Raw genomic sequence first — 20,720 nt, 5'->3', positions numbered from 1 at the left:
CACCCCGTGGTGCCGGTCACACCCGGTCGAGTGGCCTATCCTGGAGTCGGATACCCGCCCAGGGTAGGGAAGGTCGGGAGCGATGCACGGTTACACGGCGGACAAGGACGCGTACCTCAAGCGATTGCGCCGCATCGAGGGGCAGGTCCGCGGCCTCCAGCGGATGGTGGAGAACGACGACTACTGCATCGACGTGCTGACCCAGATCTCCGCGGCCACCAAGGCGCTGCAGGCGGTCTCCCTGGGTCTGCTCGACGAGCACCTGAAGCACTGCGTGGCACAGGCCGTGGCCGAAGGAGGCGAGGTAGCCGACGAGAAGATCGCCGAAGCCTCCGCCGCAATCGGCCGCCTGGTCCGCTCCTGACCCCCACGCGCCCGGCCGCCGTCCCCCGAACCAGGGGACCCACACGGCGGCCGGGCAACCTGATCCAGTAGAGTGCTCCCGCCGGCCCCCGTAGCCCAATCGGCAGAGGCAGCGGACTCAAAATCCGTCCAGTGTGCGTTCGAGTCGCACCGGGGGCACATCGCGATTCATCCAACTCGGCCCCTGACCGGTGCTCTTCCGGTCGGGGGCCGAACTCGTTACCGCCTTGCCGGCTCGTCGGGTGCCGGACCCGGTGCGCGTTGTCGCCGGTGAACTGACGGCGTACCGTATCCCTTCGGATACGTCACTGAGGGGTGGCAATGGCGGATATGGCGGAGATGCTTGTCCGGGCGAGGCGCGCTGCGGGGCTCAGTCAAGAGGAACTCGCACGTCGAGCAGGTACTTCGCGGCCGACGCTGTCCGCATATGAACACGGACGGAAGTCGCCTACGGCGGACACGTTGGGGCGGTTGTTGGCTGAAGCGGGTCACGAGCTGGCGGTCGTGCCCGTGCCGCGGGTGGTCGAGCACGTGACCTCGCGTGGTCGTGCGGTCTTCACGTTGAGCGAGCTTCCTCGGCTTCCGGTGGATCGGGCTTTTTCCGCCGTGACCCTGCCTGTCCACTTGAACTGGTCTGCGCCGGGGCGGCGGTTCAACCTGGCCAACCGGTCCGAACGGGCGCGCGTCTACGAGATCGTGCTTCGCGAGGGTGGTCCGGAGGACGTGATCACATACGTGGACGGTGCTCTGCTCGTCGACTTGTGGGACGAACTCGTCCTTCCTCGTGACATCCGAGCCGCTTGGTCGTCGGTTGTCGGTCGTGTCGCGGCAGAGGCCGCGTAATGCCTGACGAGTCGTCACCGGAGGGCTTGACCGACTTCCAGGTGGAGGTGGCCAGGCTGTTCTTCGGTCTGGTGGAGAGCGAGGGGTTCCTGCTCGCCGGAGGTGCGGCACTGGTGGCTCAAGCCTTGACCGACCGGCCCACGCAGCACTTGGGCTTCTTCGCAGGCCCCGACAGCGGAAATGTTGTCGCCACTCGTGACGCCTTCGAAACGGCTGCGCAAGAGCGGGGCTGGTCTGTGCGGCGAGTGCGGGACGGGGTGACGTTCTGCCGGCTGGTGGTTTCCGGGCCGGATTCGCTCGTGGTCGACCTGGCTCTGGACACACCTCCCAGCAGGCCTCCCACGGCCGGCTTCATCGGTCCGACGTTTGACCTGGAGGAGCTGGCCGGTCGTAAGACGCTCGCCCTGTTCGATCGTGCGGAAGCCCGTGACTTCACAGACGTCTACGCGCTCGTTCGGCGTTACGGCAAAGAGTTGCTGCTCGCCCGCGCCGCCGAAGTCGACACGGGGTTCGACACGGCGGTCTTCGCGCAGATGCTCGGAACGCTGTCCCGCTTCGAGGACAGCGAACTCCCCGTCCCCGGTGACCGAGTGTCGGAACTTCGGTCGTTCTTCGCGAGCTGGGCCGTCGAGCTGGTCGACGACCTCGCTGGTTGATCATCCTTTGTAGACTCGGGCGCTTCAGCCCTTCAACAACAGCGGGACTTCCGCGTACCCGTTGAAGATGAACGTCGCCGCGGGCTTTGCTTTACCTGGTTTCAGCAACTTGGGATACGGGGCCTGCACCCGGTGGAGCTGGTCGGCCAGGACACCTTCTGGGACCACGGCGGCGCGGTTGTGAGGCGGGGGGAGCGCTCGCCGTGATCCGCGCCGACGGACGCGGCAGATGTCCGTGGCGATGTACGGCAACGAGGTCTGGGAGTGGTCGAGTCCGAAGTGGTCTTTGCCGACTCGAAACCTTCCTCGACCGGCGACCGCGAACACGCGACACGGACGAGTGTCATCGGCGTGACCGGCTGCCCGGTCGGTATGTGGCAGTAGTAGTAGGCCAACTCGCCGGTATGTGGCATTTGTGCTTCCCGGAGCAGTGCGGCCGGTCTCCGACCAGATGCCATCCCCACGCGGTCGATGCGCAGCAACGTCCCGTCGACGATTCACGAATGCCTTCCACCCGGCGGCGGTCACAGCGTCACGCAGCGTCGGTGCCAACGCGGCCAGACGTCGAGGGCTTCGCGCGGTAGCGTGGTCGTGATCATGCAGCTGCCCTGGAGGTTGGCGATGCACTCGACGGTCGACTCGTTCCGCACACCCGAAGGCGTCACGCTCGGGGTCGAGCACTTCGGCGATGCGGCGGCGCCACTGGTGCTGCTCGCGGGCGGCCCGACCATGCTCTCCTGGCCCGACGCGCTCTGCGAGGCACTCGCTCGCGGCGGACGTCACGTCGTGCGCTACGACCTGCGCGACTCCGGCACGTCGACAACCGTCGACCCCGAGGCACCGGCGTACACGCTGCGCGACCTCGCCGCCGACGCCGCCGCGCTCGCCCGCGGACTCGACGACCGGCCCGCGCACCTGGCGGGCGTCTACGTCGGCGGGATGGTCGTCCAGGTCGCCGCGCTCGACCACCCGGACGCGTTCTCGGCGCTCACCCTCGTCGGGACGCGGTCCGTCGCACCGGGCCCGGTCGACGACGACCTGCCCGACCACGACCCGGCGACGATGGGCCGGCGGTTCGCACTGCCGATGCCCGACTGGTCCGACCGCGCCGCCGTGGCGGAGTTCGCCGCCGCCGGCGCGGAGATCCTCGGCAACGACCCCGCTGCGGCACGCACGACCGCCGAGCGCATCTTCGACCGCATGCCGAGCACGCAACCCGCGATCACCATGGCCAACCAGTTGGGCATGGTGTTCTCCAGGCTCGACTGCGAGCCGCGCTGGCGCGAGCGCCTGCCCGAACTCGCGATACCGGCACTCGTGGTGCACGGTCGTCACGACCCGTTCTTCCCGCTCGGCAACGGCGAGGCGCTCGCGCGCGAGATCCCCGGCGCGCGGCTGCTCGTGCTGGAAAGGGCCTCGACCGCGATCCCCGCCGCGTCCGCCGATGAGATCGCCGCGGCGATGCTCGCGCTCTGATCATTTCATCGAGCCTTCTTCATCGTGACGTTGCAGGTCACGGCGCAGGCTGAGCGGCGGGAGCGGAGCGCGTGCGGCGTCGGTCCCGTTGGCGGCGGCTCGATCCTGGTGCACCGGACCCGGACCGCGTTGCTCCAGGCGTACTCCCACGACCTGCCGTTCAACGACATCATCGCCCAGTCCGCACCGGAACTGATGCGAAGCACGACCATCAATGTGAACAGCGTCGTCACCGCGTTCCAGATCTCCCGGTTTCCGTCGGAACTGGAAGCAGAGGGCATCGGCGATATCCGCTACACGGCGCTCCGTCGGCGCCTGATGTCGTCCGTCGACACCTCGGAACCCCGGACGGCAACCTGTGGGAATTCGACCCGGACCCGACCGGGGACATGGTGGGCGTCGTGAAGTTCAACAGCCTCGATTTCGATCAGTCGACCATCATCGCGATGGTCGACGAGTACCGGGAGTTGCTGCGCGCGTCGCTGAAGTCCCCGGATTCGGCATTGCCGCGGTAGGAACCCAGCGCGAGAACTGGATATGACGAGAGCCCCGCCCGGGAAGGAGGGCTCTCGTTTCTGCAATCACGCCCGCCGTCCTCGGGCGGGCGTGGAGCGGGCGGTGGCGACCGTCGTCGAGCGGCACGGGCTAGGCCAGGTCGGCGGGCCGCACGCGCAGTTTGGCGGCGATGCGGGCAAGTGCTTGCTGGTCGGTGGCGGTGAGCGGGTCGAGCACGAACTGCCGGACTGTGCGCACATGGACGGGTGCGGCGGCGACCACCACGTCGTAGCCGGTCTCGGTGAGGGTGACGATCGTGTAGCGGCCGTCGGCGGGATCGGGTGAACGCTCCACCCAGCCTCGTTGCTCGAACCGCTTGACGACGTTGGACAGGCGTGAGAGGGAGCCGTTGGCCAGGTAGGCGAGTTCGCTCATCCGCAGGCGGCGGTCCGGGGCCTCCGAGATGTGGCTGAGGGTCAGGTACTCGAAGAGGGTCAAGCCGGCTTCGTGCTGCAGCGGGGACTCCAGCCGCCCCGGCAGCAGCAGGACCAGCGAGACCAGCCCGGTCCAGGCTTCCTTCTCGGTGGCGGTGAGCCACAGCGTCTCGTCCGGGGTGTGTGCGCCGGGGTCCGGGGTCGCTGTGGCCATGGGCGCACCATACCGAGCCATGAGGACTTCAAGCATGAAGTGACATCGTGGTAGCTTAACTTCAAGCGTGAAGTCAACCGATGGGATGATCATGAGTGAGCCGGAGTTCTTCGCCACCCCGGGGTACGGCGAGTCGCAACTGGTCAAGATGCACTACAACCAGGCGGTTCGAATCGGCGACCGCGTCGAGACCTCGGGTCAGGGAGGGTGGGACGACGACTGGAACTTCCCCGAGGCCCTGGAAGACGAGATCGTTCAGGCCTTCGACAACGTCGAACGAACCCTCGCCTCGGCCGGCGCCACCTGGCGTGACGTCATCGCCGTGAACTCCTACCACATCCCCGAATCCGCCGACTTCATCGGAGAAGTCCACAACCGGGTCATGGTGGAGCAGTTCCGCAAGCGCATGGGCGACCGCGCACCCATCTGGACCGAGACCGGCGTTCCGGCCCTCGGGGCGCCGAAGATGCGCGTCGAGATCCGCGTTACCGCCATCAGTCGCGTCTGAGTCGTGACCTCGGCTCAGACGCGACTGTCGGCGGTTCGCGGCGGCCATGTTCTCCTCCAGGTGCGCCACCGAAGACGTGCCGGGGACCGGTAGCACCACCGGCGAACGGCGCAGTAGCCACGCCGGGGCCGGCTGCGCCGGGTGACGAACTGCGCCACGTCGCGCAAGGGCTTCCGGACTGAGGCACGGGATTGCCGAAAGCATTTTCGGCTGTCGCAGTGGCCACTGCGCCGGCCCGGAGGGCGACCGGGTGCCGGCGCGGGAGGTTCGCGATGACAATGGCGTCACCGGCCGGCGACGACGCCGGTGCTTTCTCCGCTGTCCCGTCCCGAAGAGACCCCCGGTAGGCGATCCACCTTCGACGGGTGTGTCGCTGTCGTTCGCGACACCGTCGATCTGTGTCCCGTGTGGACTACTACCGTATGCGTCCTTTGCCTTTGTGGACGCACGTCTCCCGCACGAGCTCGACGACGTGATCGAACGGAGAAGGCACCGTGAGAACTGCGATCCGCCGGGGGCACCGGGCAACGCTCGTCGCCTGCCTGCTCGCCCTGGGTCTGGCCCTCGTGCTGGTTCCCCTGCCCGGCACACCCGCCTCCGCCGCGGCCAAGACCACCTACATCCCGGAACGGTGGGCGCGCACCGGCGAAGTGCCGTGGGTCCGTGAGCGCACCAAGGAGTCGGCCAACTTCATCCTGCTCTGGGGCGACCGCTCGGGCACCGACCCGCGGTCCGCGCCGTCGCCGTACAACTTCGACCCCGACAACGTGCTCAGCCAGCTTGAGACGCTGTACTCCTTCTACGTCAACACCATGCAGTTCACCCCGGAGACGGGACTGCTCGCCCAGCACAAGATCAACGTGATCATCACGACCACCTGGTCGAACGCGCCGCTGGACGCGTGGGCGACGGGCGGGTCGGTCGACGGCAGGGTCGGCGTCATCAACATCGCGCCCGGTGCCGCCCTGCCCGGTTCGTGGGGACTGGCGCACGAACTCGCGCACGTCTTCCAGAACTACACCTTCCTCGGCCGCAGCGGGTACGGGTTCACCGACGCGTCGGCGGGCACGTTCTGGGAGACCAGCGCCGAGTTCATGGCGATGCAGGTCTACCCGAAGACCGCGGCCGGCGGCCACCGCCTACGTCGGGCCGCGGGCCGCCGTCTACGGCCGCAGCACGGTCGCCGACAACGCCCGCATCGAAGACCTGGCCTGGGTCAACAACGGCGCCAGGGTCGGCGGCAACGCGGTGGTCAAGGGCAACGCCATCGTGCAGGGCGGCGCCAACCTCTCCGGCAACGTCGTCGTGGGCGGCGACGCCGAGCCGTCGATCGCCTGCGGTTCCGGCACCTACCTGATGTTCAGACCCGAACGAGGCTGCGACGGTGGCGGCGGCGAGGCCGACGTCAACCCGCCGCACGGCACCTTCACCGACGAGGAACTGGCCATCACCGACGGCGGCCAACCGCCGACCACCACGACGCCGACCACCACGACCACGACCACCACGACCACAGCGCCGCCGGCCGGCCGGTGCACGGCCACCCAGCAGGTGACCAGCCAGTGGCAGGACGGCTTCCAAGCCGAGATCACCGTGCGCGCCGGCGCGTCGCCGATCACCAACTGGACCGTCACCTGGACACCGCCGGCCGGTCAGTCGGTCACCCAGGCGTGGAACGCCACCGTCACCGCCAACGGCGGTGTCACGACGGCCCGCAACGTGACCTGGAACGGCACGCTGGGCGCCGGAGCAGGCACCACGTTCGGCTACATCAGCACGGGTACCGCCACCACGCCGACCCTGAGTTGCACCACGGCCCAGTAGGCACACGTGTCGACGCGGCGCGCGGGGATACTCGCGCGCCGCGTTCGTACGAGAACAAGTCCGGCAGCGAGTCCAAGCGCCTGCTCACCGACATGGTCGGCGAGGTCGCCGAGAAGGTCGGCATCGACCTGCACGAACGCGAGTGGGGGAAGGACGGGCACGTCGACGTCGAGCACGGCGAGAAGGACGGCGACTTCGAGGCGGGCCCGCTCTCCGGCAAGGGCCGGATCGGCGACACGAAGCTGCTGGACCGGGTGCTGGCGGAGGACCGGCGGCTGTTCGGTGACGAACCTCCGCAGGAGCCCGTCACCGCCGTCGCGCCCCGCGTTGTCCGGCGCGGGGCGCGGGTGGAGGAAGAGGAGCGGGAAACGGCCTACCAGAGCCGCCCCGCCTGGTGATCCCCTCTTCGCGAGGAGGTCATCGGCAGACGCATCCCCGGCTGTGGTTCTCGGTGGTGGTCGCGGTGCAGAAGCGCATCGCGATCCGGTCGTGCGTGGCCCACGGGTGCGGGCACACGGCGCACGCCGGCGTCTCGACTTCCAGGGTGGTGACGTTCGGCTCGATCGTCGGCATGCCTTGGTTCATCGGATCTGTCCTGTCCGCACGCACGAAGCACGTCGATCGACCTGACGGCCGGCGCGGAGTGTCATCGCCGGACTGAGCGGTCCCGCCCACGGGCGATGCGAGATGGCGTCGGGAAACCGGCAACACGGTTGCTCGAACGGTTCCCGCCGCCACCCACCGTACACGCGGTCAGGTGGTCAGGCCGCGTTGGCCTTGAGTTTGCGGGCCAGGTGTTCCGGCCTGGCCCAGCGGACCTTGGTGGCCCAACCGAGCTTTTCGAAGACCCGGATGAGGCGGGCCGAGATGTCGATCTGGCCGCGGCGCACGCCGTGGCGGGCGCAGGTCGGATCGGCGTGGTGGGAGTTGTGCCAGGACTCGCCCATGGAGGCGATCGCCAGCGGCCAGAAGTTGGCCGACTTGTCCCTGGCGGTGAACGGGCGGTCGCCGATCATGTGGCAGATGGAGTTCACCGACCACGTGACGTGGTGCAGGACGGCGACGCGGACCAGGCCCGCCCAGAAGAACGCGGTGAGCGCGCCCCACCAGCTCCAAGTGGCCAGGCCGCCGATGACGGCGGGCGACACGAGCGTCACCACGGTCAGGGCGGGGAACCAGCGGTTCACCCGGCTGATATCCGCGTCCGACAGCAGGTCGGGCGCGAAGCGCGCCGCGTTCGTCCGCTCCCGTTCGAACAGCCAACCCAGGTGCGCGTGCCAGAAGCCCTTGGCCAGCGCGCCGGCCGACGTGCCGAAGCGCCACGGGGAGTGCGGGTCGCCGTCGCGGTCGGCGTAGGCGTGGTGCCGGCGGTGGTCGGCGACCCAGTCGGTGATCGGGCCCTGCATGGCCATGCTGCCGGTGACGGCGAGCGCGATCCGCAGACCGCGGTTGGCGGTGAACGCGCCGTGGGTGAAGTAGCGGTGGAAGCCGACCGTCACTCCCAGGCACGTGAACGTGTAGAAGGACAGGGCCAGGCCGATGTCGAGCCACCCGAGACCCCATCCCCAGGCGAGCGGGACGGCCGCGGCCAGGGCGAGGGCCGGGACGACCACGAAGAGTTTGACCAGGAACACCTGGGTCGAGGACTTCTCGCCCGCCAGCATCGGTTCCGGCGCGGTGCGGGGAACGGGCGGGGGAGTGGTGCGTACTGCTTCGCTCACGAGCGAACCTCCGTGCGTGTGCGGTGACCGGGTCTCCGCCGCCGGGGTCTCGGGCGATCGGTGTGCAGTTGTGCGGATCAGGTGCGACGAACGCCGACGCCCCTCGGCCTCAAGCGGGATCGAGGGGCGCCGGTTTTCCGAGTCTCCGTCAGCGTTTACGCTGGTAGGAGCAAGTCGGGGGAGGGGTCGGGCGGTTCTAGAGGGCGCGGACGCCGACAGCCTGCGGGCCCTTGGGGCCCTGGTTGACGTCGAACTCGACGCGCTGGTTCTCCTCGAGGCTGCGGAAGCCGGCGCCCTCGATCTCGGAGTAGTGCACGAAGACGTCCGGGCCGTCCTCACGGGAGAGGAAGCCGAAGCCCTTCTCCGCGTTGAACCACTTCACGGTGCCCTGGGTCATGTTTTCTCCTTGACAGTGCTGGAGGCGGCGCCGCTGATCGCGGCTCCGGGTCGGATTTCAGACGACGACTTCTCCAGCTTGTCCTGCAAGGCAAAGGAAGAACTTCGTCCGCAACATCATTCCCGCGAAACTTCTGGAAACACGGACACAAAATTGACGACCACTCCGTACAACCCGGTGGGCGGCCGATTAGTTCCACGGAGTGCCGCACGTCACCCGTTCGGGTGTACGGAGGCTCCGTCGGAGGAGCGCCGCGCGGTGCGGAACAGGTCGTGCCCCCGCACCGCTGGTGACGGCGACGGCGACCTCGCTGAGCTTGAGGTTGTTCCGGCGCGCGTACCCGCGGAGCACGGCGAAGGCGGCCTCCATGTCCACGCCGGGCCCGCGGGGTGCGCGCCGCCGTGTCGGACAGCTCGCCCGCGTCGACGCGGAACAGGTTGAGCGCCCCGATCACGTCACCGCGCAGCCGCATCGGCCTCGTCGACCAGGGTGTCCGCCAACTCGACGAACGCCTCCAGCAGCCGGTCATCGCCCATGCCCGGTCACCTCCACCGGAGTCCCAGGATATGGCAGCTCCGCGGAGGTGGACGAGCCGTAGCGTGGCCGCACAACCGTGGCCGCCGCTGGAAGTCCTCAGTGGAGGGTGCGATACCCGACGCCCTGGCGGGTCACCGGCGTGCGGAGGCGAAGTCCTCCTCGGCGTGCACGACCATCGACTCCAACGCCGGTCCGCCGAACGTGGTGGCCATCGCGACATCGGCGGCGTCCCGGCCGCGCCCGATCACGACCCGGCCCTTGCGGCGGGCGTTGTTGCGCGGGTCGAACGTCCACCAGCGGTCGCCCAACCGGACTTCCGCCCAGGCCGCGAAGTCCATCTGCGCGCCGTCCGATGGCACGTCCAGCTCCGGCAGGTAGCCGAAGACGTACCGGGCCGGGATGTTGAGCGCACGGCAGAACGAGATCGCCAGGTGCGCGTAATCGCGGCAGACGCCCACGCCCGACTTGTTGACGTCGGCGGCCGTGGACAGCGCGGTGGAGCCGCCGTAGTCGAAGGTCAGGTGCTGGTTGACGTGCTCGCAGATCGCCTGCACCCGGCGGTAGCCGGGCGGGTGCCCGCCGAACCGCTGCCACGCCTCGTCGGCGAGCACGTCGGGCAGGCAGTAGCGGCTGGGCAGCGTGTAGTGCAGCACGTCGTCGGAGAGGTCGTCGGGCGCGTTCTCCGGCGCGTCCTCGTCGGCTTCCTCCGTCGCGTCGGGCACTTCGGCCAGCGCGCTGTAGTGCATTGTGGACAGACCGCTGGGCAGCACGACGCGCGAGCACAGGTTGCCGTACAGGTCCACGTAGTGGCGCATGGTGACGTCCGGCTCGACCGACAGCCGTTCGTTGGTCACCCGCACGTGTTGATCCCGGACCGGCCGCACCTGGAACACGGTGGACGTGTCCACCTCGGCCCGGTAGGTGAAATCGCACCCGATCCGCAGGAACCTGCGGTCCGCGCGCGGACCGCCGTTGCCATCAGCACCCGACGCCATGTCGGTGCTCCCGTCCTCGATCTGGACCAGACCGGACTGAAGTTCGTCGGAAGTCGGTTGCGTCCGACACGCCCACCCTATCGCTGTGGCGCCCACGGCACCACGGCGTGTACCGTGGCGGCATCGGGGCATTTCTCATTCTTTGAACCCGAACACCCTCGCGTCGTGCGGGGATCTCCGGTCCGGCATCGCCGGCCGTGAGCACGCACCGGATGCGAAGAAAGTCGGAAACACATGTCAACCAAGTTCAACGAGCTGTTCAGCCACCCGGACACGGACCGGACGGAGAACGCGAGCGGTGCGCGCCGGGAGGAGCAGCGGTCGTACACCGACCTGTTCCAGGAGCCGGTCGACGTGCCGCCGCAGAACACCGGCGGAACGGCCTGACGCAGCCCGAGGACGCTCGGCGGAGCCCGTGACCACCACTGGTCACGGGCTCCGCTGCAACCCCTTGAGGTGCTGACCGGCCGCGAGCAGCCGTTCCGAGTGCTCGGCGATGCCGACCACGTGCTGCTCGATCGAGTCCAGCACCCCGTCCGGCAGGACCACGTCGTCGGCGTCGAGCGCGGGCCGCGGCAGGAACGTCACCAGCTCGTTGCCCCGGTGCTCGCTCACCCCGAACGACAGCACCTGCCGGCGGAACTCGGCGGAAGGTTGAGTCGCTGACGTGCAGCCCGTCAGGTAGGTCCGGACGCTCCGCTCGGCGAGTCGTCCGGGTCTACTTGGCGGAATCGAAGCGCTGCTGGCCTGCGGCCAGCACCTCGTCGGCCAGTTCGGCCGGGGTGAGCCGGTCCGAGCGCAACACGACTGTCCCGTCCGGCTGGCGGGCGCCGGCGGCCGGATCCATACGGCTCAGGGCCCATTCGAGGGCCGACTGGCCCGACTCCGGATCGCCAGGGACCGGCGTACGGGCGCTGAGCCGCTCCCTCAGCACGTCGGCGTCCGCCTCCAGGAAGACGTGCAGGACTTCCTCGCCCGCGTCGGCCAGGCCGCCGAGGATCTCCGCCCGGTAGGCGTCGCGGACCAGCGACATCGGCACGATGAGCGTGTGCGCGTGGTGCCTGCGCAGCGACAGCGCCGTCGCGACGACCAGCTCCCGCCAGCTCGGCAGGTCCTGGAAGTCGTCGTTGGGCTGCATCCACTTCCACAGCATGAGGCCGACGTCCTCGGGGTTGTACACGAGCGCGTCCGGGAGCCGCCGGTGCAGCTCCTGTGCCAGCGTCGTCTTTCCCGCTGCGAACCCGCCGTTGAGCCAGATGATCACCGTCGCAAAGTATCCGGGTAGTCCGCGACACCGCCACCTTCATCCGGCAAGGACATCAGGCAGTTCGAGTTGTTCGGACCCCGTCCCGTGCCCCGCTCACCACCCCGTCACCTAACCCCGAACTCCGCCACTACCTCCGTCAACTACCCCGAACACCGTCATCTTCTCCCGGACAGAACACACCCCGTGCCAGCCATCACCACCCGTCCACGCCGCCGTGTCGCGTGATCCGGTCAGGCATCCCTGGACCTGGCACGGCGGGGAGTGTCGGAGGGGTCCGTTAGGATCGCGCGATGGCTTCGCGAGAGGTGCTGCGAAGGATTTTCGGGTACGAGTCCTTCCGTGGGGACCAGCAGGACATCGTCGACCACGTCATCGCGGGCGGCGATGCGCTGGTGCTCATGCCGACCGGGGGCGGGAAGTCGCTGTGCTACCAGATCCCCTCCCTGGTGCGCGAGGGCACCGGTGTCGTCATCTCGCCGTTGATCGCGTTGATGCAGGACCAGGTGGACGCCCTGCGCGACCTCGGCGTGCGCGCCGGGTTCCTCAACTCCACCCAGTTCCCCGACGAGCGCGCCCTGGTCGAGGCCGAGTTCCTGGCCGGTGAGCTGGACCTGCTCTACCTCGCCCCGGAACGCCTGCGCACCGAGCAGACCACCCGGCTGCTGGAGCGCGGCAAGATCGCCCTGTTCGCCATCGACGAGGCGCACTGCGTCTCGCAGTGGGGCCACGACTTCCGGCCCGAGTACCTGGCCCTGTCTCACCTGCACGAGCGGTGGCCGGAGGTGCCGCGCATCGCGCTCACCGCGACCGCCACCCGGGCCACCCACGCCGAGATCGCCGAACGCCTCCGGCTCGGCGACGCCAAGCACTTCGTGGCCAGCTTCGACCGGCCGAACATCCAGTACCGGATCGTGCCCAAGAACGAGCCGAAGAAGCAGCTGCTGGAACTGCTGCGCAGCGAGCACAAGGGTGACGCGGGCATCGTCTACTGCCTGTCCCGCAACTCGGTGGAGAAGACCGCCGAATTCCTCACCCAGAACGGCATCCCGGCGCTGCCCTACCACGCGGGCCTGGACACGGGCACCCGCGCGCGCAACCAGTCCCGGTTCCTGCGCGAGGACGGCCTGGTGATGGTCGCCACCATCGCCTTCGGCATGGGCATCGACAAGCCGGACGTCCGGTTCGTCGCGCACCTCGACCTGCCGAAGTCCGTGGAGGGCTACTACCAGGAGACGGGCCGCGCGGGCCGCGACGGGCTACCGGCCACCGCGTGGCTGGCCTACGGCCTGCAGGACGTCGTCCAGCAGCGGAAGATGATCGACGACTCCGAGGGCGACCAGCAGCACCGCCGCAAGCTCATGGCGCACCTCGACGCGATGCTCGCGCTGTGCGAGACGGTCAAGTGCCGCCGCGTGCAGCTGCTGGAGTACTTCGGCCAGTCCGGCACGCCGTGCGGCAACTGCGACACGTGCCTGGTCCCGCCGGAGACGTGGGACGGCACCGTCGCCGCGCAGAAGGTGCTGTCCACGGTGGTGCGGCTGCGCAACGAGCGGCGGCAGAAGTTCGGTGCGGGGCAGACGATCGACATCCTGCTCGGCCGCAAGACCGCGAAGGTCATCCAGCACGACCACGACCAGCTCAAGGTGTTCGGCATCGGCACGGAGCTGAACGAGAGCGGTTGGCGAGGTGTGGTCCGGCAGCTGCTGGCGCAGGGCCTGATCGCGGTGGAGGGCGAGTACTCGACGCTCGTCGTCACGCCCGGCAGCGACGAGGTGCTGTTCCAGGGCCGCAAGGTGCTGATGCGGCGTGAGCCGGAGCGCCTGGCCAAGGTCAAGGTCGCGAAGACCGCCAAGGGCGCGGCGCCGCAAGTGGAGCTGTCCGCCGAGGCCACGCCGGTGTTCGAGCGGCTGCGTGCGTGGCGGACGACGCAGGCGAGGGAGCAGGGCGTCCCGCCCTACATCATCTTCAACGACGCGACGTTGAAGCAGATCGCCTCGTCCGTGCCGACGACGCTCTCCGAGCTGAGCACGGTCAACGGGGTCGGCGAGAACAAGCTGGCCAAGTACGGGCAGCAGATCCTCGACACGTTGAGCGCGGACACGTTGAGCGCATGAACGACCTCCGCGCCGACTGCACCCGCTGCTTCGCCCTGTGCTGCGTGGTGCCCGCGTTCGCCAAGTCGGTCGACTTCGCGATCGACAAACCCGCCCGGACGCCGTGCCCCAACCTGGCCGGTGACTTCCGCTGCGGCATCCACACCAAGTTGCGGGACACCGGTTTCACCGGCTGCACGGTGTACGACTGCTTCGGCGCGGGCCAGCAGGTGGCGCAGGTGACGTTCGGCGGCACGAGCTGGCGCGACGACCCGGCGTCGGCCGCGACCATGTTCGACGTCTTCCCGGTGATGCGCCAGCTGCACGAACTGCTCTGGTACCTGACCGAGGTGCTCGACCTGGCACCCGCCCGCGCACTGCACCCGGCGGCCCGCGACCTGAAGACGACGATCGAGGCGCTCACCGCCGGCTCGCCCGAGGAACTGCTGGCGTTGGACGTCGGACCGTACTGGGAACAGGCGAACGCCGTGCTGCTGCGGGCGAGCGAACTGGTGCGCGGCAAGGGCAAGAACCGCCGTGGCGCGGACCTGATCGGCAAGGACCTGAAGGGCGCCACCATGCGGGCGTCCAACCTGCGCGGGGCGTACCTCATCGGCACCAACCTCAAGGGCGCGGACCTCCGCCTGGTGGACTTCATCGGCGCCGACCTACGCGGCGCAAACCTGTCCGGCGCCGACCTGACCGGCAGCTTCTTCCTCACCCAAGCCCAACTCGACGCCGCCAAGGGGGATCGCGCCACCAAGCTCCCCACATCCCTGACCCACCCGGCCCACTGGCACTGACTACGTCGTCAGGCGTAGGTGGGGGAGTCGCTGTCGGGGGGACGTGGTGACGGGGTGGGGACGGGGACGCTGTGCGGCATGAAGCCGAAGGTGCGGAAGTTGTGGCTGGTGTTGCACGTTGTGTCGTCTGTGGGGTGGCTTGGGGTCACCGTTGGCATGTTGGTGCTGGCGTTGGCGGCGTTTGATGCGCCGCAGCTTTATGAGGCGATGTCGCTGCTTGGGGACCTTGTCGTGTTGCCGCTGGCGTTGACCGCGTTGGGCACCGGCGTGGTGTTGTCGTTGGGGACGAAGTGGGGGCTGGTGAAGTATCGGTGGGTGTTGGTGAAGTTTGTGCTGACTGTTGTTGCGGTGGTTGCTACGACGTTCTCACTGCGCTCGGGACTGCATGAGGCGGCGGATGGGGTGGTGGGGGCGGCGGGGGCGGATGTTCTGGTGGCGTCGTGTGTGTCGTTGACGCTCTACACGTTCAACACGGTGTTGTCGGTGTTCAAGCCGTGGGGTCGGACGCGGTGGGCTTGAGGGCGGTTCGTCTGGTCTCGACGTTCGTCGTCAGTTGTGCCGGGTCGCACTCGGCCAGGTGGTCGCGGACCAGGCTGTGCGGGAAACGGAGTTCGTCCACCAGCAGTACCCGGTCGCGGGCGGACTGGAGGATTGCCTTGCGGCGTAACGGGAATTCGTCCAGCGCGAGCGGTCTGGCCAGCAGTTCGGCGACCGCGTCGAACGGTCGGTGAGCGATCGGCGTGACGGCCAGGCCGAGCAGGAGACCGGTCACCGCGCCCAGCATCGAGGGACCCACGATCGCACCGGCGAGCGCGGCGAGGCCGACACCGACCACGCCCGCGGCGGGCAGCCAGCGCAGGCCGGTGGCAGGTCTGACGCGCAGACCGGACCACACGCCGGACAGACCGCCGACGAACACCCCGACCAACGCACCCGTGGCCAGGCCGATGCCCAGACCGATCGGCAGATCCGGTGTCGGCCCCGTCACCACCATCGCCCCGGCCGGCACCAGCGTGCACGCCACCGCCCAGTACCGGTCACGTGTGTTGCCGTAGGCGACGAGCAGTGCGATCACGACCACCAGCCCGTACACGGCGGCCGTCGGCCACCGGGCGACCTGCGCGCCGAGCGCGCCGCCGAGCGTCGCCACGCAGCCGGCGACTAGTGCCCCCGCCGCGAAACCCATTACGGCCCAACGCTTCCCCCGTCGCGGATCACCCCGCGCCACCGTGAACGTGCTGCGCGGCACGGCGATCGTGGCCACGGCGGCGACGGCGGCCGTCACCAGACCCAGCCGCACACCCACCACGAAGCACAACGCGGCCGCCGCACCCGCCAACGCACCCGGCGCGGCACGTTGGAACAGCCGCCACACCACGTCCTGGCCGACGAAGTCCAGCCACACGTCCCGCGCGGGCAACCGTTGCCGTGCCTGGAGGTCGCGGTTGCGCCGGGCGATCCGCGCCAGGAACCGCAGCGCGCGCACCGTCCGTTCCGGACGCATCGGGACACGCGCCGCCGACTCCACCACATAGGTGTCCAACACACCCCGGTACTCCGCGCGCCCGGCCCGGTAGGCCAACGCCAGCAGCCCGAACGCGAGTGGCGTGGACACCTCGTCCCACAGGTCCGGGTTCTTGTCCAACGCGTCGTGCAGACCGTCCAGACGTGGGCCGCACGCGGCGATCAGGTCGAGGACTTCACCCCGCTGCAACGGTTCCACGTGGACGACGTCGTAACGCGGCAGGCGTTCGTGCTCGTCGCCCGCGCTGCACAGCACGACCTGCGGCAGGTTCAGCGCGGTGATCCACGCGAGGCACTCGACCCGGTCCGGGCCGGGCAGTTCGTCCAGCCCGTCGAACAGCAGCACGAGGTTCCGCTCACGCAGCCACGTCCGCCCGACCCGCACCCCGATCCGGTACCGCTCGGCGAGCGAGTGGAGCAGCCACTCGCCGAAATCCTCGTCCCGCCGCCACCCGCCGAGGTCCACCACCACCGGCACCGGCCGGCCGGGGTCGTGACGAGCCCGGGCCAGCAGGTTCTCGGCCAGTTCCAGCAGCAACGTCGTCTTGCCCGCGCCCGGCTCGCCCGTCACGACCAGCGGGTTGCGGATGCGCGTCGGCAGGCGCGGCCCGACCCGAGGCGCGACACCGAGCTTCAGCCGCACCTGCTCGGCCAACGACCCGTCCACCCGCGCCCGCACGAACCGCTCCACCCGGTCCAGCGCCGCCCTCCGGTTGGCCGGGTGCGTGGGACGTCGTCGCACGAGGAGCGCGCTCAGCGGTTCCCACGCCGCGAGGGACACGGTCAGGGCGGACAGCACGGCCAGCGACGGCCACAGCCACTGCGCGTACGGGCCGAGCACGCGCGGCGCCGACCCGCCGGTGACGCTGTTGATCGCGACGGGGACGAGCACGAGACACGTCACGCCACCCACCGCGATCAGGGCGATCAGGCGGGAGGTGCGGGCGAGCCGTCTCGCGTCCATGTGCTCCTTCCACCAGGTGCGATCGACGGTAACGGCGTTCGCAGCCGTGTGGTAGGCAGGTTCCCGTGGTCGATCGGTCACGGTCGGTGGCCACGTCCCCGGGCACGGCGCCGGGCGCGCCGGTGGGCACGTTGGTGGCGCGAGAAGACCCCACGGGGCCCTGGAGGTACGCGGGCACGCGGTACGGGTTGTCGCTCCACGGGATCAGCACGGACGACCGACCCGCTCGGTTCAGTCCGCGAGGAAGTCCACCAGCAGGCGGTTGACGGCGGCCGGCTGTTCGAGGAAGCCGAAGTGGCCCGCGTCGGCCACCTCCTCGTACCGCGCGCCGGGAATGACGTCGGCCACCTCGCGGGCCAGGTACGCGGGCAGCACGCGGTCGTCGGCGAAACCGATCACCAGGCACGGCACGGTGATCGCGCGGTACGCGTCGAGGCGGTTCTCGAACTCGTTCATCTCCATCTGCGCCCGCACACCCTTGCTCACGGCGGAACCGGTGAGCTCGAAGATGTCCAGCCAGTCCCGCACACCCACCGGGTCGCGCAGCGTCGCGGGCGACAGGTTGAGCACCGCGTTCACCGCGGCGAAGTAGCGTTCCGGCAGCGTGATGCCCTGGTCGTGCAGCTCCCGCTCACCGCGCGACCACGCGGTCTGCACGGCGTCGTTGCGGCCCGTCGTCGCCATCAGCACGGCCTTCGACACCAGGTCCGGCCGGGCCAGGGCGAGTTCCTGCGTCACCCGCGCGCCCAGGGACGTGCCGACCACGTGCGCCCGCCCGCCGAGCGATTCGATCAGCGCGGCGGTGTCGCCGACCAGGTCCCCGATCACCATCCCGGACGCGCACTCGTCCGTCGGCGGGATGCCCCGGTTGTCGACGGTGGCCACCCGGAACCCGGCGGCGCGCAGCGCGGGCGCCTGGTGCGCCTGCCACACCCGCCCCGGGCTACCGGTGCCCATCACCATGACGACGAGATCGCCCTCGCCGTCGACCTGGTAGCTGAGGTTGATCCCGTTGAGCGCGACGACCGGCATGGCCCGCAGGCTACTGACCGCGTGCGGCCGATCGCCATCACCGCGCGGAAACCGCTGCGAAGTACCGAGGTTCGGCCGTTAGGGTGACGCCATGAGGCGAGTGATCCTGTCCGGTTCGACGTTCGAAGAGCAGATCGGCTACGCGCGGGCCGTGGTCGACGGCGACTGGGTGCACGTCTCCGGCACCACCGGCTTCGACTACGCCACCATGACCATCTCCGACGACGTGGTCGCGCAGGCCGAGCAGTGCCTGGCCAACATCGGCGCCGCGCTGACCGAGGCGGAGTGCACGTTCGCCGACGTCGTGCGGGTGACGTACTACCTGCCCGACGCCAAGGACTTCGAGCCGTGCTGGCCCGCGTTGCGCGCGGTGTTCGGCGAGGTCCGCCCGGCCGCGACGATGCTGGAGTGCGGCCTGGCCGACTCGAGGATGCGGATCGAGATCGAGGTCACCGCCCGGCGCCAGGCCCGTTGACGACGGCCTCCAGGTACTCCGAGATCGCGTCCCGGTTGCGGGCCAGGCACGTGATGCGCCGGGTCATCCGGTCGCGCTCGTGCTCCAGGGTGGCGATCATCTCCGGCGTGGCGTCCGGGAAGTGGATGGCCCGCGGCTTGTCCAGGCACGGCAGGATCTGCTTGATGATCCGGGTGGGCAGGCCCGCGTCGAGCAGTCCCCGGATCTGGACGACCCGGTCCACGGTGGCCTCGTCGTAATCGCGGTACCCGTTCGCGCACCGGTTCGACACGATCAGGCCCTGCTCTTCGTAGTAACGCAGCAACCGGCGCGGCGTCTCAGTGCGCTCCGACAGCTCTCCGATGCGCATGTGCCCGACCTCACGTCCGAACGAGTAGACCTTCACACTTGTGTGATGGTTTGAGCATACGGTCATGCGAAACACGGCAACCCGAAACCCGGCCGCACCGGACACGGCAAGGCTTCCCCTGCGACCGTTGGCCGCGCTGGCCACCGCCGCGTTCATCACCGTGCTCACCGAGGCGCTACCGGCCGGCGTGCTGCCCGGGATGAGCGCCGGCTTGGACGTGAGCGAGTCCGCGACCGGTCAACTGGTCACGGTCTACGCGATCGGGACGGCGGTGGCCGCGATCCCGCTGTCCGCGGTCACGTCGACGTGGCGGCGCAAGCGTTTGCTGCTGGCCGGCGTGGCGGGGTTCGCGATCGCCAACACGGTCACGGCGGTGTCCGCCGATTTCCCGCTGACCCTGGTCGCCCGGTTCGTCGCCGGCGTGGCCGCGGGCCTGGTGTGGGCGCTGCTGGCCGGGTACGCCCGCCGGATCGCGCCCGAGCACCTGCGCGGCAAGGCGGTCGCGGTCGTCATGGCGGGTATCCCGCTCGCGTTGTCGCTCGGCGTGCCCGCGGGCACGTTCCTCGGCGGCGTGGTCGGCTGGCGTGCCGCGTTCTGGGTGATGACCGGGCTCGCCGTGGCACTGGTCGGGTGGGTGGTGGCGGTGGTGCCGGACCACCCGGGGCAGCCGCGCGGCGGCCGGGTCCCGATCGTGCGGACGCTCGCCGTCCCGGGCGTGGCGCCGGTCCTGGTCGTCACGCTGGTGTTCGTGCTGGCGCACACGATCCTCTACACCTACATCGCCGCGTTCCTGGCCCGACTCGGCTTGGCCGGCGAGATCGACGTGGTGCTGCTGGTGTTCGGCGTGGCGTCGGTGGTGGGCATCTGGGTGGTGGGCGCGCACATCGACCGCCGACTGCGCGTGCTCACGATCGCCGCGGCCGTCCTCTTCGCGGTGGCCGTCACGGTGCTGGCCACCACCACGACCCTGGTCTACGTCGCCGCGGCGTTGTGGGGCCTGGGGTTCGGCGGCGTGCCGACGCTCCTGCAGACCGCCGTCGGTGACGCGGCCGGCGAGGCCGCCGACACCGCGCAGGCCCTGCTGGTCACGCTGTGGAACGCGGCCATGGCGGGCGGCGGTGTCGCGGGCGGCCTCCTGCTCGGCCGGTTCGGCGCGGTGTCACTGCCGTGGAGCGCGCTCGTGCTCCTGGCGCCGGTCCTGGTCGTGGTGATCGCCGCCCGCGTCCACGGGTTCCCGGCGGTCCGGCGGTGATCAGCGCGGGCCGAGTCCCGACCACTCGATGGCCGGGCAGCGGTCCATGACCATGTCCAGCCCGGCCGCCGTCGCCCGCTCGTAGGCCTCCTCGTCGATCACGTCGAGTTGGAACCACACCGCCTTCGCGCCGATCTTCACCGCCTCGTCGGCGAACTCGCCCGCCGCCTCGGAGCGGCGGAACACGTCCACCACGTCCACCGGGAACGGGATGTCGGCCAGCGTCGGGTAGCCCTGCTCGCCGTGCACGGTCGCGGCGTCCGGGTGCACGGGCACGATCCGCTTGCCCCGCTCCTGGAGGAACTTCGCCACGCGGTAGGCGGCGCGGTGCGGGTGGTCGGCCAGGCCGACGACGGCCCAGGTCCGGCCGTCGGCCAGAATCCGGCGGATCTTCTCGGGGTCACCCCAGGGTTCGGTCATGCCACCAGCCTAGAGCGGGCTGACCTGAAGGTCTTTCGCGTTTACCCTGTGCGATGTCCGCCGCCGCGGAGCCTTCGA

The 20,720-nt window shown here is 69.7% G+C and carries 25 protein-coding genes, 1 tRNA gene and 5 pseudogenes; 17 read left to right on the top strand and 14 right to left on the bottom strand.

Translation table 11 applies throughout. From position 1 onward, the window contains the following. Positions 1-82 precede the first annotated feature (82 nt). The 5 genes and pseudogenes from ALI22I_RS15930 to ALI22I_RS15915 all read left to right on the top strand — a co-directional run bounded on the left by ALI22I_RS15930 (position 83) and on the right by ALI22I_RS15915 (position 1,862). Complete coding sequence (locus ALI22I_RS15930) at positions 83-364, top strand: metal-sensitive transcriptional regulator (protein ID WP_077006260.1); 282 nt, start codon at positions 83-85, stop codon at positions 362-364. A gap of 84 nt (positions 365-448) precedes the next feature. Next, positions 449-522, top strand: a tRNA-Leu gene (locus ALI22I_RS15925). A 162-nt stretch (positions 523-684) separates the two neighbouring features. Further along, positions 685-828 (top strand): annotated as a pseudogene (locus ALI22I_RS54685) (helix-turn-helix domain-containing protein); the annotation flags it as partial. A 6-nt stretch (positions 829-834) separates the two neighbouring features. Beyond that, positions 835-1,206 (top strand): transcriptional regulator, encoded by a 372-nt coding sequence (locus ALI22I_RS15920; protein WP_238598393.1) that lies wholly within the window; start codon positions 835-837, stop codon positions 1,204-1,206. Further along, a complete protein-coding gene (locus ALI22I_RS15915; protein WP_202970988.1) occupies positions 1,206-1,862 on the top strand; it encodes a nucleotidyl transferase AbiEii/AbiGii toxin family protein in 657 nt (218 codons plus the stop codon). The genes ALI22I_RS15920 and ALI22I_RS15915 overlap by 1 nt, the downstream gene beginning before the upstream one ends. A 24-nt stretch (positions 1,863-1,886) precedes the next feature. Here the strand turns inward: ALI22I_RS15915 and ALI22I_RS50875 are convergent, their stop codons facing one another. Both ALI22I_RS50875 and ALI22I_RS55595 read right to left on the bottom strand, forming a co-directional pair. After that, on the bottom strand, positions 1,887-2,030 hold the full coding sequence (locus tag ALI22I_RS50875) for a hypothetical protein (RefSeq protein ID WP_179118250.1): 144 nt from the start codon (positions 2,028-2,030) through the stop codon (positions 1,887-1,889). Between the two features lie 80 nt (positions 2,031-2,110). Continuing rightward, positions 2,111-2,266: pseudogene (locus tag ALI22I_RS55595) on the bottom strand (IS701 family transposase); the annotation flags it as partial. A 193-nt stretch (positions 2,267-2,459) separates the two neighbouring features. On the opposite strand from ALI22I_RS55595, the gene ALI22I_RS15910 reads away from it, so the two are divergent. Next, positions 2,460-3,338, top strand: coding sequence for an alpha/beta fold hydrolase (locus ALI22I_RS15910; RefSeq protein WP_238598386.1), 879 nt, complete (start codon positions 2,460-2,462; stop codon positions 3,336-3,338). Between the two features lie 24 nt (positions 3,339-3,362). Beyond that, the gene (locus ALI22I_RS15905) at positions 3,363-3,743 is read left to right on the top strand and encodes a hypothetical protein (protein ID WP_077006258.1); all 381 of its coding nucleotides are present in this window, start codon (positions 3,363-3,365) and stop codon (positions 3,741-3,743) included. A gap of 240 nt (positions 3,744-3,983) precedes the next feature. On the opposite strand, the gene ALI22I_RS15900 is transcribed toward ALI22I_RS15905, so the two are convergent. Beyond that, entirely contained in the window at positions 3,984-4,481 is a 498-nt protein-coding gene (locus ALI22I_RS15900; RefSeq protein ID WP_077006257.1) for a MarR family winged helix-turn-helix transcriptional regulator, read from the bottom strand. A 67-nt stretch (positions 4,482-4,548) separates the two neighbouring features. Between ALI22I_RS15900 and ALI22I_RS15895 the strand changes: the two genes are divergently transcribed. Beyond that, positions 4,549-4,989 carry a RidA family protein gene (locus ALI22I_RS15895; RefSeq protein WP_338013493.1) on the top strand — a complete coding sequence of 147 codons (441 nt, stop codon included), beginning with the start codon at positions 4,549-4,551 and terminating at the stop codon, positions 4,987-4,989. A gap of 33 nt (positions 4,990-5,022) precedes the next feature. Here the strand turns inward: ALI22I_RS15895 and ALI22I_RS50870 are convergent. After that, positions 5,023-5,151, bottom strand: a pseudogene (locus ALI22I_RS50870) (aldo/keto reductase); the annotation flags it as partial. 332 nt (positions 5,152-5,483) lie between these two features. Here ALI22I_RS50870 and ALI22I_RS55590 point away from each other — a divergent pair. From ALI22I_RS55590 to ALI22I_RS15880, 3 genes and pseudogenes are all read left to right on the top strand, one after another. Then, positions 5,484-6,077: pseudogene (locus ALI22I_RS55590) on the top strand (DUF6055 domain-containing protein); the annotation flags it as partial. 160 nt (positions 6,078-6,237) lie between these two features. Next, complete coding sequence (locus ALI22I_RS50860) at positions 6,238-6,813, top strand: cellulose binding domain-containing protein (RefSeq protein ID WP_077006255.1); 576 nt, start codon at positions 6,238-6,240, stop codon at positions 6,811-6,813. Next, positions 6,795-7,211 (top strand): hypothetical protein, encoded by a 417-nt coding sequence (locus ALI22I_RS15880; RefSeq protein WP_077006254.1) that lies wholly within the window; start codon positions 6,795-6,797, stop codon positions 7,209-7,211. The genes ALI22I_RS50860 and ALI22I_RS15880 overlap by 19 nt, the downstream gene beginning before the upstream one ends. 19 nt (positions 7,212-7,230) lie before the next feature. On the opposite strand, the gene ALI22I_RS50855 is transcribed toward ALI22I_RS15880, so the two are convergent. The 4 genes from ALI22I_RS50855 to ALI22I_RS15860 all read right to left on the bottom strand — a co-directional run bounded on the left by ALI22I_RS50855 (position 7,231) and on the right by ALI22I_RS15860 (position 10,463). Next, a complete protein-coding gene (locus tag ALI22I_RS50855; RefSeq protein ID WP_179118249.1) occupies positions 7,231-7,398 on the bottom strand; it encodes an RGCVC family protein in 168 nt (55 codons plus the stop codon). A 176-nt stretch (positions 7,399-7,574) separates the two neighbouring features. Beyond that, on the bottom strand, positions 7,575-8,477 hold the full coding sequence (locus tag ALI22I_RS15875; protein WP_077006253.1) for an acyl-CoA desaturase: 903 nt from the start codon (positions 8,475-8,477) through the stop codon (positions 7,575-7,577). 253 nt (positions 8,478-8,730) lie between these two features. Further along, positions 8,731-8,931 (bottom strand): cold-shock protein, encoded by a 201-nt coding sequence (locus ALI22I_RS15870; protein ID WP_077006252.1) that lies wholly within the window; start codon positions 8,929-8,931, stop codon positions 8,731-8,733. A gap of 668 nt (positions 8,932-9,599) precedes the next feature. Further along, positions 9,600-10,463: a transglutaminase-like domain-containing protein gene (locus tag ALI22I_RS15860; RefSeq protein ID WP_077006250.1), complete on the bottom strand. Its 864-nt coding sequence runs from the start codon at positions 10,461-10,463 to the stop codon at positions 9,600-9,602. Positions 10,464-10,697: 234 nt separating this feature from the next. On the opposite strand from ALI22I_RS15860, the gene ALI22I_RS50850 reads away from it, so the two are divergent. Then, positions 10,698-10,850: a hypothetical protein gene (locus ALI22I_RS50850; RefSeq protein WP_179118248.1), complete on the top strand. Its 153-nt coding sequence runs from the start codon at positions 10,698-10,700 to the stop codon at positions 10,848-10,850. Positions 10,851-10,913: 63 nt separating this feature from the next. Here ALI22I_RS50850 and ALI22I_RS15855 read toward each other — a convergent pair. Both ALI22I_RS15855 and ALI22I_RS15850 read right to left on the bottom strand, forming a co-directional pair. Further along, a pseudogene (locus ALI22I_RS15855) lies at positions 10,914-11,102 on the bottom strand (AAA family ATPase); the annotation flags it as partial. A gap of 79 nt (positions 11,103-11,181) precedes the next feature. Next, entirely contained in the window at positions 11,182-11,727 is a 546-nt protein-coding gene (locus ALI22I_RS15850; protein ID WP_077006249.1) for an AAA family ATPase, read from the bottom strand. Between the two features lie 293 nt (positions 11,728-12,020). Here ALI22I_RS15850 and recQ point away from each other — a divergent pair, with 293 nt between their 5' ends. From recQ to ALI22I_RS15835, 3 genes are all read left to right on the top strand, one after another. After that, entirely contained in the window at positions 12,021-13,844 is a 1,824-nt protein-coding gene (recQ, locus tag ALI22I_RS15845) for a DNA helicase RecQ (RefSeq protein ID WP_077006248.1), read from the top strand. Then, positions 13,841-14,626 (top strand): pentapeptide repeat-containing protein, encoded by a 786-nt coding sequence (locus ALI22I_RS15840; protein ID WP_077006247.1) that lies wholly within the window; start codon positions 13,841-13,843, stop codon positions 14,624-14,626. The genes recQ and ALI22I_RS15840 overlap by 4 nt, the downstream gene beginning before the upstream one ends. A 78-nt stretch (positions 14,627-14,704) precedes the next feature. Beyond that, the gene (locus ALI22I_RS15835) at positions 14,705-15,145 is read left to right on the top strand and encodes a DUF4175 domain-containing protein (RefSeq protein WP_143532230.1); all 441 of its coding nucleotides are present in this window, start codon (positions 14,705-14,707) and stop codon (positions 15,143-15,145) included. On the opposite strand, the gene ALI22I_RS15830 is transcribed toward ALI22I_RS15835, so the two are convergent. Further along, positions 15,114-17,114 (bottom strand): NACHT domain-containing protein, encoded by a 2,001-nt coding sequence (locus ALI22I_RS15830; RefSeq protein ID WP_077006246.1) that lies wholly within the window; start codon positions 17,112-17,114, stop codon positions 15,114-15,116. The two genes, ALI22I_RS15835 and ALI22I_RS15830, sit on opposite strands and share 32 nt — an antisense overlap. A gap of 231 nt (positions 17,115-17,345) precedes the next feature. Beyond that, a complete protein-coding gene (locus tag ALI22I_RS15825) occupies positions 17,346-18,146 on the bottom strand; it encodes an alpha/beta fold hydrolase (protein WP_077006245.1) in 801 nt (266 codons plus the stop codon). 91 nt (positions 18,147-18,237) lie between these two features. Here ALI22I_RS15825 and ALI22I_RS15820 point away from each other — a divergent pair, with 91 nt between their 5' ends. After that, entirely contained in the window at positions 18,238-18,621 is a 384-nt protein-coding gene (locus tag ALI22I_RS15820; protein ID WP_077006244.1) for a RidA family protein, read from the top strand. Here ALI22I_RS15820 and ALI22I_RS15815 read toward each other — a convergent pair. Continuing rightward, on the bottom strand, positions 18,596-18,970 hold the full coding sequence (locus tag ALI22I_RS15815) for a MerR family transcriptional regulator (protein ID WP_077006330.1): 375 nt from the start codon (positions 18,968-18,970) through the stop codon (positions 18,596-18,598). The genes ALI22I_RS15820 and ALI22I_RS15815 overlap by 26 nt on opposite strands. Positions 18,971-19,034: 64 nt before the next feature. Here ALI22I_RS15815 and ALI22I_RS15810 point away from each other — a divergent pair, with 64 nt between their 5' ends. Then, positions 19,035-20,222: an MFS transporter gene (locus ALI22I_RS15810; RefSeq protein ID WP_077006243.1), complete on the top strand. Its 1,188-nt coding sequence runs from the start codon at positions 19,035-19,037 to the stop codon at positions 20,220-20,222. On the opposite strand, the gene ALI22I_RS15805 is transcribed toward ALI22I_RS15810, so the two are convergent. Next, positions 20,223-20,642 (bottom strand): CoA-binding protein, encoded by a 420-nt coding sequence (locus ALI22I_RS15805; RefSeq protein ID WP_077006242.1) that lies wholly within the window; start codon positions 20,640-20,642, stop codon positions 20,223-20,225. Positions 20,643-20,720 lie beyond the last annotated feature (78 nt).

It is taken from the genome of Saccharothrix sp. ALI-22-I, from assembly GCF_001984175.1.
Taxonomy (GTDB): domain Bacteria; phylum Actinomycetota; class Actinomycetes; order Mycobacteriales; family Pseudonocardiaceae; genus Actinosynnema.
The sequence above is the reverse complement of the archived record's forward strand: the minus strand, read 5'-3'. Positions and strand labels throughout refer to the sequence as shown.